At 40.1% G+C, this 15,000-nt stretch carries 15 protein-coding genes, 1 tRNA gene, 1 other RNA gene and 1 other annotated feature (1 of these 18 running past the window's edge); of the genes, 12 read left to right on the top strand and 5 right to left on the bottom strand.

Going from position 1 to position 15,000, the window contains the following annotated elements:
* Window positions 1-798, bottom strand: the 5' portion of a protein-coding gene (locus QFZ87_RS02300; RefSeq protein WP_309857179.1) for a YaaC family protein. It extends 138 nt beyond the left edge of the window; 798 of the gene's 936 nt are visible here — the first part of the coding sequence; the start codon lies at window positions 796-798; its stop codon lies beyond the left edge, outside the window.
* Between the two features lie 107 nt (window positions 799-905).
* On the opposite strand from QFZ87_RS02300, the gene guaB reads away from it, so the two are divergent.
* The 6 genes from guaB (at window position 906) to QFZ87_RS02270 (ending at window position 7,365) form a co-directional block, all read left to right on the top strand.
* Entirely contained in the window at window positions 906-2,375 is a 1,470-nt protein-coding gene (gene guaB / locus QFZ87_RS02295) for an IMP dehydrogenase (RefSeq protein ID WP_309857176.1), read from the top strand.
* Window positions 2,376-2,581: 206 nt separating this feature from the next.
* A complete protein-coding gene (locus tag QFZ87_RS02290) occupies window positions 2,582-3,901 on the top strand; it encodes a serine hydrolase (protein WP_396133950.1) in 1,320 nt (439 codons plus the stop codon).
* Window positions 3,902-4,084: 183 nt separating this feature from the next.
* The gene (pdxS, locus tag QFZ87_RS02285; RefSeq protein WP_308081655.1) at window positions 4,085-4,966 is read left to right on the top strand and encodes a pyridoxal 5'-phosphate synthase lyase subunit PdxS; all 882 of its coding nucleotides are present in this window, start codon (window positions 4,085-4,087) and stop codon (window positions 4,964-4,966) included.
* 3 nt (window positions 4,967-4,969) lie between these two features.
* Window positions 4,970-5,560, top strand: coding sequence for a pyridoxal 5'-phosphate synthase glutaminase subunit PdxT (pdxT, locus tag QFZ87_RS02280; protein ID WP_309857172.1), 591 nt, complete (start codon window positions 4,970-4,972; stop codon window positions 5,558-5,560).
* 63 nt (window positions 5,561-5,623) lie between these two features.
* Window positions 5,624-5,848 (top strand) — a binding site (T-box leader).
* 57 nt (window positions 5,849-5,905) lie between these two features.
* Entirely contained in the window at window positions 5,906-7,186 is a 1,281-nt protein-coding gene (gene serS / locus QFZ87_RS02275) for a serine--tRNA ligase (protein ID WP_309857169.1), read from the top strand.
* Window positions 7,187-7,272: 86 nt separating this feature from the next.
* Window positions 7,273-7,365, top strand: a tRNA-Ser gene (locus QFZ87_RS02270).
* 107 nt (window positions 7,366-7,472) lie between these two features.
* Here the strand turns inward: QFZ87_RS02270 and QFZ87_RS02265 are convergent.
* From QFZ87_RS02265 to QFZ87_RS02250, 4 genes are all read right to left on the bottom strand, one after another.
* Window positions 7,473-8,168, bottom strand: a complete 696-nt coding sequence (locus QFZ87_RS02265; protein WP_396133887.1) for a deoxynucleoside kinase — start codon at window positions 8,166-8,168, stop codon at window positions 7,473-7,475.
* Between the two features lie 15 nt (window positions 8,169-8,183).
* Window positions 8,184-8,828, bottom strand: a complete 645-nt coding sequence (locus tag QFZ87_RS02260) for a deoxynucleoside kinase (RefSeq protein ID WP_309857164.1) — start codon at window positions 8,826-8,828, stop codon at window positions 8,184-8,186.
* Between the two features lie 227 nt (window positions 8,829-9,055).
* Window positions 9,056-10,345: a LysM peptidoglycan-binding domain-containing protein gene (locus QFZ87_RS02255; protein ID WP_309857161.1), complete on the bottom strand. Its 1,290-nt coding sequence runs from the start codon at window positions 10,343-10,345 to the stop codon at window positions 9,056-9,058.
* A 36-nt stretch (window positions 10,346-10,381) separates the two neighbouring features.
* Window positions 10,382-10,957, bottom strand: a complete 576-nt coding sequence (locus QFZ87_RS02250) for a cysteine hydrolase family protein (RefSeq protein WP_309857158.1) — start codon at window positions 10,955-10,957, stop codon at window positions 10,382-10,384.
* A gap of 66 nt (window positions 10,958-11,023) precedes the next feature.
* Here QFZ87_RS02250 and tadA point away from each other — a divergent pair, with 66 nt between their 5' ends.
* The 6 genes from tadA to QFZ87_RS02220 all read left to right on the top strand — a co-directional run bounded on the left by tadA (window position 11,024) and on the right by QFZ87_RS02220 (window position 14,984).
* Complete coding sequence (gene tadA / locus QFZ87_RS02245) at window positions 11,024-11,527, top strand: tRNA adenosine(34) deaminase TadA (RefSeq protein WP_396133886.1); 504 nt, start codon at window positions 11,024-11,026, stop codon at window positions 11,525-11,527.
* 104 nt (window positions 11,528-11,631) lie between these two features.
* Window positions 11,632-11,896, top strand: an RNA gene (gene ffs / locus QFZ87_RS02240) — signal recognition particle sRNA large type.
* Window positions 11,897-12,036: 140 nt separating this feature from the next.
* The gene (gene dnaX, locus QFZ87_RS02235) at window positions 12,037-13,728 is read left to right on the top strand and encodes a DNA polymerase III subunit gamma/tau (protein WP_309857155.1); all 1,692 of its coding nucleotides are present in this window, start codon (window positions 12,037-12,039) and stop codon (window positions 13,726-13,728) included.
* 30 nt (window positions 13,729-13,758) lie between these two features.
* Entirely contained in the window at window positions 13,759-14,079 is a 321-nt protein-coding gene (locus tag QFZ87_RS02230; RefSeq protein ID WP_309857152.1) for a YbaB/EbfC family nucleoid-associated protein, read from the top strand.
* 65 nt (window positions 14,080-14,144) lie between these two features.
* Window positions 14,145-14,741 (top strand): recombination mediator RecR, encoded by a 597-nt coding sequence (gene recR, locus QFZ87_RS02225; protein ID WP_308081646.1) that lies wholly within the window; start codon window positions 14,145-14,147, stop codon window positions 14,739-14,741.
* Between the two features lie 24 nt (window positions 14,742-14,765).
* Entirely contained in the window at window positions 14,766-14,984 is a 219-nt protein-coding gene (locus tag QFZ87_RS02220) for a YaaL family protein (RefSeq protein WP_309857149.1), read from the top strand.
* Window positions 14,985-15,000: the final 16 nt, after the last annotated feature.

Genomic DNA, 15,000 nt, shown 5'->3' with positions numbered 1-15,000 from the left:
CATACTTAAATTATAAAGCAATAAATAATGTACAAGCAGCTCTGGAAAATCAAAAAGATTTCCTTTATGCAATGGCAGTACATAGCATTGGTTCTCCAAATTCAATTTTAGTGGTGATTTCGCTGAAGTAGAGCCCATTGTAAACGAAAGTCCCTCATTAGAAAACTCAATCGAATGGTTAAACTTAGAGGCGAGAAATTCCTTTAGCCTGCTCTCGGTCATATGATAAGAGTCCAGAACGCTATCCGGAATGGTTAATTGCTTGCCAACGTGATCTAATTGGACAAATGTCCGTTTCCCTAAAAGTAAATAGAATAAATCATCTAATTCCGGTATAAGCTGTAGTAATTCCTCCATTATGACTTTCTCCCCTTCTAATTGTTTCATGTGAAACAATTTTTCAGACATGAAGGGGAAAAGTCCATTTTTTTGCACTTTTACTTCATCCTGAAAAAAAAGGTAATTTTGCTTTTTCCTTTTCCTCGTCGAAACTCCATGTGCTAGCACAGCTGTTGTTTCGGGATAAGAAGGGTCGGTTGTTAATATACAAGCCTTAATTAAATGGACAAGTCCATAAAATAGTAAAATTGGCTTTAAAATAAGAGGAGATTTTTCCGCCTGCTCATAATATATTTTTCCATGCTCAAGATAATAGAGAAAGGCATATCCGTTTTCGTAGCTTTTTTGTTCAGGATTATCTATTTGACGCTTTTGATAGCTGTTTTTTAAATAGCGCTGACAATACTCTGCTGAAAAGAAACTAGAATAGCTTTTCCAACCCTTATAGTGAATATCCAAGATCGTACCACCTTTTTCAGAAGAATCAAACTAATATTTATTCCTTGACAGTATTTTGTCCAATTGATAACCTACAAATAAAATTTTTTATCCTGGGGGCCGTTAAAATGTGGGAAAGTAAATTTGTAAAAGAAGGTTTAACGTTTGATGATGTATTATTAATTCCAGGTAAGTCCGAGGTTCTACCAAGAGATGTCAGTCTGCAAGTGGAGCTATCACCAAGTGTAAAGCTCAATATTCCGATTATTAGTGCTGGAATGGACACAGTAACCGAATCAGAGATGGCCATTTCTATGGCACGTCAAGGCGGTTTAGGTATTATCCATAAAAACATGACGATTGAGCAGCAGGCAGAACAGGTGGAAAAGGTTAAGAGATCAGAAAGTGGAGTCATTACCGATCCATTTTTTCTAACACCAGAACATCAAGTATTTGATGCCGAACATTTAATGGGGAAATATCGAATCTCAGGTGTACCCATTGTTAATACCCTCGAAGAACAAAAACTAATAGGTATTATTACTAATAGAGATTTACGTTTCATCCAGGATCAGGATTATTCCTTTAAAATCGCAGATGTGATGACAAAGGAAAATCTTGTAACAGCTCCAGTAGGAACCACATTGAAAGAGGCAGAAAAGATTCTACAACGGTATAAAATTGAGAAACTTCCGCTCGTAAATGAACAGGGCGTATTAAAAGGATTAATTACAATCAAAGATATTGAAAAAGTCATTGAATTCCCAAATTCAGCGAAAGACAAACAAGGACGTTTATTAGCTGGAGCAGCGGTAGGGGTAACTAGTGACACCATGAAGCGTGTGGATATGCTTGTGAAGGCCAATGTAGATGTCATTGTAGTGGATACAGCCCACGGCCATTCTAAGGGTGTTCTCGATACTGTGAAGGAAATTAGAGTGGCTCATCCTGAATTGACTATTATTGCAGGGAATGTGGCAACAGCGGAAGCGACAAGGGATTTAATTGAAGCAGGAGCTGATGTGGTTAAGGTAGGAATTGGACCAGGCTCCATTTGTACAACAAGGGTTGTAGCAGGTGTAGGTGTGCCGCAAATTACTGCTGTTTACGATTGTGCAACAGAAGCAATGAAGCATGGAAAGACAATAATTGCTGATGGTGGAATTAAATATTCAGGAGATATCGTAAAGGCCTTAGCTGCAGGCGGACATGCAGTCATGTTAGGAAGTCTTTTGGCTGGGGTATCGGAAAGTCCAGGGGAAACAGAAATTTTCCAAGGGCGCCGCTTTAAGGTATATCGTGGAATGGGCTCTGTGGCTGCGATGGAAAAGGGGTCAAAAGATCGTTATTTCCAAGAAGACAACAAAAAGTTTGTGCCTGAAGGAATTGAAGGAAGGATTCCTTATAAGGGACCATTATCAGAGACGGTTTATCAGCTAATTGGTGGTCTTAGAGCGGGAATGGGATATTGTGGGACAAAGGACCTTGAAGAATTAAGAACAAAAGCGCAGTTCATTAAGATGACAGGTGCAGGATTAAGAGAAAGTCATCCACATGATGTTCAAATTACAAAAGAGGCACCTAACTATTCTTTATAATCTTCAAATGGAAACAGGGAAGCTCCGCTTCTCTGTTTTTTTTACAGTCAAATATTCCTAGAAAAATAGCAGAATTGGAAAAAGAATGGTTCTATGCTCTGTCTATGATTTGCCAGCTACTTATGTTAAAATAACCAAAGTGTATAAATTCGTTGGAGGGCGTTACAGTGAACAAACATTTTTATCAGAAATGTGTTGCCAGTGCAATGGCAATGATTATGTTTTTTAGCCTATTTGCTGGTGTAAACCAGGCTAAGGCAGAAGCAGCGTTAAATGTAAATGCTGATGGTGCCATATTAGTTGATGCAGAAACAGGTAAGGTTCTATATGAACAAAATGCTGACAGTGTTTTAGGGGTTGCCAGCATGACTAAAATGATGACAGAATATCTTTTACTTGAAGCGGTTAAGAAAGGCAAAGTGAAATGGGATCAGGAGTATTCAGTAAGTGATCTTGTTTATAAGAACTCCCATGACAGAAGTCTTTCGAATGTGCCATTAAGAGCAGATGGGAAATATACCATCCGTGAATTATATGAAGCAATGGCTATTTATTCTGCAAATAGTGCAACCATTGCAATAGCAGAAACTATTGGCGGATCAGAAGCAAACTTTGTAAAAATGATGAATGACAAAGCCAAACAATTAGGATTGAAGGATTATAAATTCGTCAACTCTACGGGTTTAAATAACCGAGATTACCATGGGCAGCATCCTGAAGGAACAGGTCCTGAGGATGAGAACGTAATGTCTCCACGTGCTGTTGCAAAATTAGCGTTTCATTTAATTAATGATTTCCCTGAAGTGTTAAAAACGGCTAGCACGCCGACGAAAATGTTCAGAGAAGGCACGGACGATCAAATTAAGATGGATAACTGGAACTGGATGCTTCCAAAGTTAGTTTACGGTTATCAAGGAATGGACGGGCTTAAGACGGGTACCACTGACTTTGCAGGGTATTGCTTCACAGGTACCGCGAGCCGGGATGGAAAACGATTTATTACTGTTGTACAAAATGCTAAGGACGCCAGTGGAAAAGGTGGCTACAAAGCACGTTTTGATGAAACAAGAAAAATGATGGATTATGCATTTAGTAATTATACAAAAGAACAGATTGTTCCTAAACATTATCAAGTAAAAGGACATAAGACGCTCCCTATCACTAAAGGAAAAGAAGACCAAGTGAAAATTTATACGAAGTCAGCTATTAGCATGGTTGTCCTCAACGGTGAAAAGAAGAGCTACAAACCAGTTCTAGTTCTAGATAAGAAAAAGGTTAATAAAGATGGAGAAATTACTGCACCAGTAAAAAAAGGTGAAACAGTTGGATATTTAACTGTAGAACCTAAAAATGGTGATAAAGTTTCTTTCTTAACAGAAGAGGGACAAAAGAAAATCAAAGTGGATGTCATTGCTGCAAAAGATGTAGAAAAAGCAAATTGGTTTGTCCTAATGATGCGTGGGATTGGCAATTTCTTTGGTGATGTTTGGCACGGAATTTCTTCAACCGTAAAAGGTTGGTTTTAAGTAGAATAAAAACATAAGAAAATTTTGGATTTATTAAGAAGGATTCTTGTCTTGACAGGAATCCTTTTTTGTTGCTTTAATGATTTTATGGAATAAGTTAATTCCGATTAGTTGAATGGGAATTTTCCTAACTGTGTAAAGAGATTTTTCTTAATATTTTAAATAAAAGGGGGATTTTAACAAATGAAAACAGGTACAGAACTCGTAAAACGTGGTATGGCTGAAATGCAAAAAGGCGGCGTCATTATGGACGTTGTGAATGCTGAGCAGGCAAAAATTGCTGAAGAAGCAGGTGCAGTAGCAGTAATGGCTTTAGAGCGTGTGCCTTCAGATATCCGTGCAGCTGGTGGAGTGGCAAGGATGGCTGACCCAAGAATAGTTGAAGAGGTACTTAATGCTGTTTCAATCCCTGTCATGGCTAAAGCAAGAATTGGTCATATTGTGGAAGCTAGAGTGCTTGAGGCGATGGGTGTTGATTATATCGATGAAAGTGAAGTATTAACTCCTGCTGACGAAGAGTACCATTTATATAAAAGTGATTTTACTGTTCCGTTTGTTTGCGGTTGCCGTGACCTTGGTGAGGCAGCGCGCCGTATTGGTGAAGGTGCCTCTATGCTTCGTACAAAGGGTGAGCCAGGAACGGGTAATATCGTTGAAGCGGTTCGTCACATCCGTAAGGTAAACGCACAAGTTCGTAAAGTAGTGGGAATGAATGAAGATGAGCTAATGACGGAAGCAAAGCTTTTAGGTGCTCCATTTGAATTACTACTTGAAATTAAGCGTCTTGGACGTCTCCCAGTTGTTAACTTCGCAGCAGGCGGTGTAGCAACACCAGCAGATGCAGCACTTATGATGCAGCTTGGTGCGGACGGTGTGTTTGTTGGGTCAGGTATCTTCAAATCTGAAAACCCTGCTAAGTTTGCAAGAGCAATTGTGGAAGCAACTACTCACTACCAAGACTATAAATTAATTGCTGAACTTTCAAAGGATCTTGGAACACCAATGAAAGGGATTGAAATTTCTTCACTAGCACCAGAAGCACGCATGCAAGAAAGAGGATGGTAATCGATGATTAAGATCGGTGTTCTCGCTTTACAAGGAGCGGTCCGGGAACATATTCGGCCACTTGAGGCCTGCGGTGTAGAGGCTGTTGCTGTTAAACGAAAGGAAGAGTTACAAGAATTAGATGGTCTTATTCTTCCTGGTGGAGAAAGCACAGCAATGCGGCGACTGATTGATAAATATGATTTCATGGATGCGTTAAAGGATTTTGCCCACAGCGGGAAACCAATGTTTGGTACATGCGCGGGCCTCATATTATTAGCTAAGCAACTAGTCGGTTATAATGAACCTCACATCGGTGTCATGGACATTCAGGTGGAGCGGAACTCCTTCGGCCGACAAGTGGACAGCTTCGAAGCGGACCTTGCAATTAAGGATGTAGCGGAGACCTTCCCAGCGGTGTTTATTCGTGCGCCGCACATTGTTGAGGCGGGTGAAGATGTGGAAATCCTATGCAAGCATAATGACCGCATTGTGGCCGCACGGGACAGGCAATTTCTCGGATGTTCCTTTCATCCTGAATTAACGGATGATCATCGCATTACCGCTTACTTTGTTGAGATGGTAAAGGAAGCCAAACAAAAGCAATTTGTGTAGGGATAATTTGGTTGCAATTCGTTAATAATTATAGTAACGTAAATATACAAATCATAAATATTGATGAAAGCAATGAGAGGAACTAGTAACAGGAAACTCATTCTAGCAGAGAGCCGATGGCAGGTGAGAATCGGTGAATGAAGCTTGTGAATCCCTCCTCGAGCAAGGTATGGAACACTACATAATGTAGTAAGTAAGTACTTTCGGTAAAAACCGTTACATTTTTTCAAGGTGGACAGTGTATGCTGTCAACCAGGGTGGTAACGCGGGTTAACTCTCGTCCCTGTTTTCAGGGGCGGGAGTTTTTTGTTTTTTGCAATTTAATTTTTAAAAGGAGTGTCAATTATGCTGGATATTAAAGTCCTAAGAGCAAATTTTGCTGAAGTTAAAGAAAAACTTCAAAACCGTGGAGAAGATCTAACCGATCTTGGCCGCTTCGAAGAACTAGACCTAAAGAGACGAGAACTAATCGTAGAATCTGAAAAACTAAAAAGCAAACGAAATGAAGTAACACAGCAAGTAGCAGCTTTAAAGCGTGAAAAGCAGGATGCTGACCACTTGATTAAAGAGATGCGTGAGGTAGGCGATCAAATTAAAGCGCTTGATGACGAGCTTCGCGGAGTAGAAGAAACACTAGAAATGTTACTTCTAAGAATCCCAAATATCCCTCATGAAAGTGTACCCGTCGGGGAAACAGAAGATGACAATATAGAAATCAGACAATGGGGCAAGGTACGTGACTTTGAATTCGAAGCAAAGCCGCACTGGGACATTGCTGATCATTTGGGGATCCTTGATTTTGAACGTGCAGGCAAAGTAACAGGAAGCCGTTTTGTTTTCTACAAAGGATTAGGAGCGCGTTTAGAGCGTGCGTTAATGAGCTTCATGCTCGACTTGCATGTGGATGAACATGGCTACACTGAAATCCTACCGCCATACTTGGTGAATCGCACAAGCATGATGGGAACAGGGCAATTGCCAAAGTTTGAAGAGGATGCCTTCTTGATTGAGAGCGAAGATTATTTCCTTATTCCAACGGCAGAAGTACCTGTTACAAACTATCACCGTGATGAGATTTTAAGTGGGGAAGACCTTCCAATCCGCTTTGCTGCCTATAGCGCATGCTTCCGTTCTGAGGCTGGCTCTGCAGGTCGTGATACAAGAGGGTTAATCCGTCAGCATCAATTTAATAAGGTGGAACTTGTAAAGTTTGTGAAGCCAGAGGATTCTTATGAGGAGCTTGAAAAGCTGACAAATGATGCTGAACGAGTATTACAATTATTGGAGCTTCCATACCGTGTGTTAAGCATGTGCACGGGTGACCTTGGGTTTACGGCTGCGAAGAAATACGATATTGAAGTATGGATTCCTAGCTATGGGACGTACCGTGAGATTTCTTCTTGCAGTAATTTTGAAGCATTCCAAGCGAGACGAGCAAATATCCGTTTCCGTCGTTATCCAAAAGCCAAGCCCGAACATGTTCACACATTAAATGGCTCTGGTCTTGCGATTGGCCGCACGGTCGCCGCAATATTAGAGAATTACCAGCAAGACGACGGCAGTGTCATCATACCAACTGTATTACGTCCATACATGGGGAACCGTGACGTAATTAAGCCAATGTAATTTCTAAAAATTCCGGATGTTATGTTCATCCGGAATTTTTGTTGACATTCATATTGAATATGTGTTAAATTATTTTTTGTTGATACGGAGGAATACCCAAGTCCGGCTGAAGGGATCGGTCTTGAAAACCGACAGGCGGGTTAAACCGCGCGGGGGTTCGAATCCCTCTTCCTCCGCCATCTTTTAAAACAATCGCGCATAAAATACTGGAGATAAGAGCTCACTACATTCATTGTAGTGAGTTTTTTTTATGCAATTTTTGCCGTAAAAAAAGAAGCACATTGGATTAACCAATATGTGCTTCTGTTAGATTAAGAATTGCTTTTAATTTTTCATCTACTTCACGACATACTCTTTCGGCATCCGCTTGACTCTTCACAACATCCGTCGTGTCCATGTCAATCACTAGGACTTCACTTGCGGCATACTGGTTCATTACCCACTCATCATAACCCTTCCATACTTCAAAGTAGTACTCTTTCAGCTCAGGGTTAATCTCAAAGCTTCTACCGCGGGCCATGATCCGGTCAATGACCGTATCAAAGGACCCTTTTAAGTAAACCATTAGATCTGGTGCCTTCTTAGGTAATTCCTGCAGTTCTTCCAACATATTATCAACAAGATCTTCATAAATCTTGAACTCTAAGCTTGAAATTCTACCTAAATTTTTATTTACATAAGCAAAATACCAGTCTTCATAAATAGAACGATCTTGAATCGTATAAATCGGTTCACTCCAGTTAATACAATCTTTTACTGTCTTAAATCGTTTGTTTAAGAAAAATAATTGTAAGAGGAACGGAATCCTTCTTGCATCTAATTCTTCAGGTGTCAACTCATAATAAAGAGGAAGGATGGGGTTATCATCCACCGATTCATAAAACACCTTACTTTCAATTCCTTTATTTTTAAAGTGTGCATTTAAGGTATCAGCCACACTGGTTTTCCCTAGACCAATCATACCACCAATAACGATACTCACTAACATCCCCCTATTCTATATGTTTGTCCAGCTGCAAGTCTTTAACGATAAGGTTAACTTTTCAATAATATGGTTTAAATCATTTTCGTTTTGCACGAAATCCAACTCATCGCCGCTAAAGCGAAGAACAGGTATTTCTGGATGTTCTTTTTCAAAAATCGCTATGGCATTTTCATAGTCGATAGAGAGCTGTTCTAAATATAACGGGCTAATATTTTTTTCAACCTCGCGCCCTCTAAGCTTGATTCTTTTTAACAAAGTATCTAAGCTGGCATTTAAATAAATAATGACATTAGGCTTTGGCATATCTTCGGTAAGAATTTGATAAATCTTATAATATTTTTGGTATTCTTCCGGATTTAATGTTCTTTGTGCAAAAATCAAATTTTTAAAAATATGATAGTCTGCAACAACAGATTGATTTTGACTTAGGTAATGGGTATTGATGTCCCCTAATTGCTTAAAGCGATTGCAAAGGAAGAACATTTCCGTCTGGAAACTCCACTCCTCAATGTTGTCATAAAACTTCCCTAAAAATGGGTTTTCATCCACAATCTCTTTAAGTAAAGCAAATTGAAATTGCTCTGAAATGGCTTTTGCGAGCGATGTCTTCCCAACACCAATCGGCCCTTCAACCGTAATAAAGGGTGTATCCCCCATTGCAAGTCCTCCTTCTCCAACTGCCTGCACTTCTATGATTAACCAGTTACCACCGGATAATTTATATTATTTATGTCTTACTGATTTATCGACACAAAAGATATTTTATCACAATCTACGACAGGAAGGGATATGGAATATTTAGAAGTAAGTAGTTTTATGTCAGATATATGAAAAAACTGCCGAAAAACGGCAGTTTTTGTTGTGAAAAATATTTTTCGACTCCATTATGTTCCTCGTTTTGTGACGTTGAAATTATCTACGATTAACAGCCAATTCTGTGGGAACGATAAACCGAGCTTCCAATAACTCATTCCTCGTATATTTAACTCTTTGATTAGATCAAATTTAGCCTGGATGGAGCGGGCATCCTCAAACCAAACTTCATGGTCCTTGCCAGCCTCGTCTTTATATTTGAAGAAGGGAGCTTCTGCTTTTGTATCATATTGAATCGGCACATTATATTTGGCCGCAAGTTGAATGGCCTGCTGCGGACTGACAGCCTTCGCCACGGACCCTTGAACAAAAGGAAGCGTCCAATCATAGCCATATAGATTTTGCCCCATAAGAATTTTATTAGAAGGCATTTCGGTTATAGCATACTCTAAAACTTTCCTTACTGAGTCAATAGGAGATACGGCCATCGCGGGGCCGCCGCTATAGCCCCATTCATACGTCATAATCACCACAAAGTCAGAAATTTCTCCGTGTGCCTTGTAATCATGCCCTTCATACCATTTTCCTTTTTGTGTGGCACTGGTCTTTGGGGCAAGGGCAGTTGACATAAGCCATCCTTCGTTTTTAAAGCGTTGTTTTGCCTTGCGCAAAAAGTTGTTGTAAGCCTCACGGTCGGCCGGCCGCAAAAATTCAAAGTCAAAGTGAATATCGCGGAATCCATATTTTTTAGCGGTTGCTACTATATTATTGAGAAATTTATCTTGAATGGCGATGTCGTTCAATAGAATTCGCCCGAGCTCATCACTAAACTGATCATTTTCTTGATTGTTAATAACCATCATTAATACGTTACGATTAGTCCTTGCGATAGCGGGGAAATTATTCAGTAAAGGTTCTTTCAAGGTTCCATCACGGCGCGCTTGAAAACTAAATGGGGCTAAATAGGTTAAATACGGTGCAGCTTCCCTGGCACTATTCTCTAAAACAGGCGCAACTGTTGTCCCTCGCGGCTCTACATAGGCATTAAACTCAGCGTTTCTTTTTCGACCTTGTGGGATATAAAGACGGAATCCAACATTGAGCGGCTGATTTACGTTAATTCGATTAATGTTTGCAAGCTCTTGATAAGGGACGCCTACTTTTCTAGCAATAGAAAATAAGGAATCCCCCGGTTGGACGAAATAAAAGCGGCCGATAATTGGAATGACAATGGACTGTCCTACTACCAGGTCATTTGGATTCGGTAATTCATTTGCTTCAATAATATCGTTAACGGTCGTATGGTAGGCTCTTGCAATCGTGGTTAATGACTCGTTCCTTCTTATAACATGGATTTGCATCCTATTCCCTCCCAACAAACATACGTTGCAACTATTTTATGAGGGAGGGTGAGGATAAATGATATAATGTTGATAAATTTCATGCTGACTAGGATTGGTTTTGGCTTTGAGTACATTCTCCATCATTGTTAGAGCAAAGTGGTTATCCTGCTCGTCAACAGAGGTAATACAATCACGAGGGACATAAATGGGATATTCGCGCATATAGGCATCATTTGCAGTAAATAGCACGCAAATATTGCCCGCAATTCCAGTTAGGATGAGTGTATTCACCTTTAAATGGTTTAACAATATGGTTAAAGAGGTTTCGTAAAAAGCGGAATGCTTTGGTTTGATTAAAAAATAATCATTATCATCAGGCAACAGGATATCAAAAATAGGCTGACTGTAATCGTTCCTACAAAAATCAATGATTTTATTAAAATCAGCCTGCCATAAATTATAATGATCATTCATAAAGATGACCGGTAAATTGTGTTTATTAAATTGTTTTTTTAATTCTTTGATGGGCTTAGCAATTAGTAGTGCTTTTTCGGCTAAAATGGGACCATGTGAAAAATCAAAGTTATTAATCATATCAATAATAATTAGTGCAGGATAATTATTCTCCATTTGCTTCTCCTCCTTCCTATATTTTGGAGTAATAATAGAATACTTATCCATAAGAAGGAGTTTGCTATGACGGTGGAAGAAAACCTAGATGAATACTATATGAGTGAAGCAATAAAGGAAGCCAAAAAGGCGGAGGAACTAATGGAGGTTCCAATTGGAGCTGTGCTTGTCATGGAGGATAGAATTATTTCCCGGGCACATAACTTGCGTGAAAGGGAGCAGAATGCTGTCGCACATGCAGAACTTATTGCGATCGAACAAGCCTGCCGGGAAATAGGATCCTGGCGGTTGGAGGATGCAACCTTATATGTGACACTTGAGCCATGTCCTATGTGCTCAGGTGCCATTATATTATCGAGGGTAAAAAGAGTCGTATATGGTGCGAGTGACCCGAAAGGCGGATGTGCAGGAACACTCATGAATCTTTTACAGGACGACCGTTTCAATCACCAAAGTGAAGTAACCAAGGGCGTGTTAGAAGGTGAATGCGGCCGATTGCTTTCTGAGTTTTTTAGGGGGCTAAGGGAGAGGAAAAAGCTTGAGAAACAGCAAAGGAACGAAAAGGAATAAAAGATTTACAATAACTTACAGTTGATAAATATTGCTTTTTCCCCAAATTGGTTGTATATTAGAAAGGCGTCAGATACGACGCACTAACTTAGTTATCAACTTTGCCGTGCTAGGTGGGGAGGTAGCGGTGCCCTGTACCCGCAATCCGCTCTAGCGGGACTGAATCCCTTCCTGAGGCTAATGGCCTGTAGGGTCTGCCTTAAGTAAGTGGTGTTGACACCCGGGTCCTGCGCAATGGGAATCCATGAACCATGTCAGGTCCGGAAGGAAGCAGCATTAAGTGGACGCTCTCATGTGCCGCAGGGTTGCCTGGGTCGAGCTAACTGCTTAAGTAACGCTTATGGGCGTTAGTCGAAGGAAGGTGCACGGCAGTTACATATGCTTATAAATTAACTCATCTCAGAATGGAGATGAGTTTTTTTGTTAACTCTTATCAATACACTTTGAAAAAATGAAAATGGATACGTTATAATGGATAGGATGAATTATTTCGAAGGGGGCGGTGTCAGTTGGCTTATCAGGCTTTATATCGTGTTTGGCGTCCGCAGGCATTTATCGATGTAGTAGGACAAGAACATGTTACGCAGACATTGCAGAACGCCCTGCTTCAACAAAAGATATCACATGCCTATCTTTTTTCTGGCCCAAGAGGAACAGGTAAAACAAGCGCAGCTAAGATCTTAGCAAAGGCAATTAACTGTGAACGCGCACCTGTATCAGAACCGTGTAATGAATGTGCAGCCTGCCGTGGAATTACCAATGGAACGATTCCAGATGTGTTAGAGTTTGATGCTGCTTCCAACTCTCGTGTGGAAGAAATGAGAGATGTATTGGAAAAGGTCAAATTTGCACCGACTGCTGTTAACTATAAGGTTTACATCATTGATGAGGTACATATGCTTTCCATTAGTGCTTTTAATGCTTTATTAAAAACATTAGAAGAACCACCGAAGCATGTAATTTTTATTTTAGCTACAACAGAACCTCATAAAATTCCATTAACGATTATTTCTAGATGTCAGCGGTTTGATTTTAGACGCATCACAGCTGCTTCTATTGTAAAGCGAATGAAATTAATTGTTGATGAAACAGGCGTAGTTTGTGATGAGGATGCCTTAAAAATGATTGCCCGTGCAGCAGAGGGCGGGATGCGCGATGCCTTAAGTCTATTAGACCAGGCAATATCCTATAGTCAGGATCGGGTAACAGTAGAGGATGCCTTGACCGTGACCGGCTCTGTATCCCAAGGGTTCTTGAATAAATTATCAAGCTCATTTCAAGAAAAAGATGTGGCGAGTGGTTTAGAGGCGCTTGAGGAATTATTATTTCACGGTAAGGACCCCACGCGATTTATCGAAGATTTGATTTTATTCTATCGAGACATGCTGCTGTATAAAACGGCACCGAATCTTGAAGAGTCGCTTGAAAGGGTCATGCTTGACGATGAATTTCGCAGGATGGCGGAAGCCACTCCTACAGGACAAATCTATCAGTTCATTGAATTCTTAAATAAAACACAACAAGAAATGAGATGGACGAACCATCCGCGGATATTTCTTGAGGTGGCGATTGTTAAGCTCTGTCAAATGGAAAATATAGAAAAGGAAGCAGCACAGCCTTCCAATGTCGACCATTTATTATCTAGGATTGAACAACTAGAAAATGAACTAGAGCAATTAAAAACCAGCGGGATCACTGTTACCTCACAAGATGCAGCACCTCAGCAGCAAAAACCGGCTCAGAGAGTGTCCAGGAAAGGATTCCAGCCTGCAGTTGGTAAAATCAATGAAGTATTAAAGGTAGCTACCAAAAACGATTTAAATCAGATTAAAGGTAAATGGGGAGAAATGCTGGCAAACTTAATAAAGTCTCACGCAGCGTTGTTAAATGATGCGGAGCCAGTTGCAGCTTCGGCGGATGCCTTAATTATAAAGTTTAAGCATGAAATGATTTGTCAAATGGCAACAGATAGAAAGGATTTTCAAGAAGCGATTACCGGCGCCCTTCAAAAATTAACTGGTAAAAGATTTCTATTCTTGGGTGTACCCGAGGAACAATGGGGAGCCATTCGCGAAAGCTTCTTGAACAGTCAGCATGGTGAAGAAGGAGAAGTCAGCGAAACAAGCAAGAAGGAAGAGGAGCCTCACATATCTGAGGCAAAAAAACTTTTTGGCGCTGAGTTCGTAGAAGTAATAGAATAATAATAACTTACTATATGGAGGTAATGTGTTATGATGCGTGGCGGAATGGGTAATATGCAAAATATGATGAAACAAATGCAAAAAATGCAAAAGAAAATGGCGGAAGCTCAAGAAGAATTAGGTCAAGAAAAGATTGAAGGAACTGCTGGCGGCGGTATGGTTAAGGTTGTTGTAACCGGTCATAAAGAAGTGGTAGATGTACAAATTAAACCTGAGGCAGTTGACCCAGATGATGTAGAAATGTTGCAGGATCTTGTGTTAGCAGCAGTAAATGACGCCCTTAAAAAGGCTGAAGAGCTAACAAACAATACAATGGGCCAATTCACAAAAGGAATGAACCTTCCTTTCTAAGCTAGAATAAACCAAAAGAGGCTGTTCTTACGTGCAGCCTCTTTTATTAAAGGGGAAAAATAGTAATGCATTATCCTGAACCGATTTCTAAGCTCATCGATAGCTTTATGAAACTGCCAGGAATCGGCCCGAAAACGGCTGCACGCCTGGCCTTTTACGTGTTAAGTATGAAAGAGGACACCGTCCTTGATTTTGCAAAAGCGCTTGTGAATGCGAAGCGTAATTTAACGTATTGTTCTGTTTGTGGTCACATCACCGATCAGGATCCTTGTTATATATGTGAAGATCAACGCAGGGATAGAAGTATCATTTGTGTAGTTCAGGATCCAAAGGATGTTATTGCAATGGAAAAGATGAAGGAATTCAACGGGTTATATCATGTGTTACATGGAGCTATTTCTCCGATGGACGGGATAGGTCCAGAGGATATTAATATTCCTGATTTATTAAAACGTCTTCAGGATGAAACTGTACAGGAAGTCATTTTGGCTACGAATCCGAATATTGAAGGTGAAGCAACGGCTATGTATATCTCTCGTTTGTTAAAGCCATCAGGTATTAAGACGACAAGAATTGCCCATGGACTACCAGTTGGCGGGGACCTTGAGTATGCTGATGAAGTAACCTTATCGAAAGCAATAGAGGGCCGACGGGAACTATAAGATAAAATTCGGAGGAAAAAAAGTATGTTTTTTCGACGTAAAGGACGGCTTCGAAAAGAGTATGATGAAAAGCTCTTGATACAGTTGAATCGTTTGAAAGATCATTGGCAGCAAGAAAAACAGCTATTGGAAAAAAGTTTTGATCCTTCCGAAGAGGTTATTTGCCAAACAAAAATTGCAGAAGCGAAGTATATCTTCTTATTAAGAGAAGCAAAACAGCGAAATGTCACTTTATTAAGATGAATTTGAATGAAGAGCC

This window comes from Bacillus sp. SLBN-46 (assembly GCF_031453555.1).
Lineage (GTDB): Bacteria > Bacillota > Bacilli > Bacillales > Cytobacillaceae > Neobacillus.
This window is presented reverse-complemented; position numbering and strand designations above follow the sequence as displayed.

Bases quoted from the DNA above. Each gene is read 5' to 3' on its own strand.
- serS (WP_309857169.1), top strand. From the start codon at position 5,906: ATGCTGGATATTAAAGTCCTAAGAGCAAATTTTGCTGAAGTTAAAGAA.
- QFZ87_RS02220 (WP_309857149.1), top strand. From the start codon at position 14,766: ATGTTTTTTCGACGTAAAGGACGGCTTCGAAAAGAGTATGATGAAAAG.
- QFZ87_RS02260 (WP_309857164.1), bottom strand. From the start codon at position 8,828: ATGGGGGATACACCCTTTATTACGGTTGAAGGGCCGATTGGTGTTGGG.
- QFZ87_RS02255 (WP_309857161.1), bottom strand. From the start codon at position 10,345: ATGCAAATCCATGTTATAAGAAGGAACGAGTCATTAACCACGATTGCA.
- tadA (WP_396133886.1), top strand. From the start codon at position 11,024: ATGACGGTGGAAGAAAACCTAGATGAATACTATATGAGTGAAGCAATA.
- pdxT (WP_309857172.1), top strand. From the start codon at position 4,970: ATGATTAAGATCGGTGTTCTCGCTTTACAAGGAGCGGTCCGGGAACAT.
- pdxS (WP_308081655.1), top strand. From the start codon at position 4,085: ATGAAAACAGGTACAGAACTCGTAAAACGTGGTATGGCTGAAATGCAA.
- QFZ87_RS02250 (WP_309857158.1), bottom strand. From the start codon at position 10,957: ATGGAGAATAATTATCCTGCACTAATTATTATTGATATGATTAATAAC.
- QFZ87_RS02230 (WP_309857152.1), top strand. From the start codon at position 13,759: ATGATGCGTGGCGGAATGGGTAATATGCAAAATATGATGAAACAAATG.
- recR (WP_308081646.1), top strand. From the start codon at position 14,145: ATGCATTATCCTGAACCGATTTCTAAGCTCATCGATAGCTTTATGAAA.
- QFZ87_RS02290 (WP_396133950.1), top strand. From the start codon at position 2,582: ATGGCAATGATTATGTTTTTTAGCCTATTTGCTGGTGTAAACCAGGCT.
- guaB (WP_309857176.1), top strand. From the start codon at position 906: ATGTGGGAAAGTAAATTTGTAAAAGAAGGTTTAACGTTTGATGATGTA.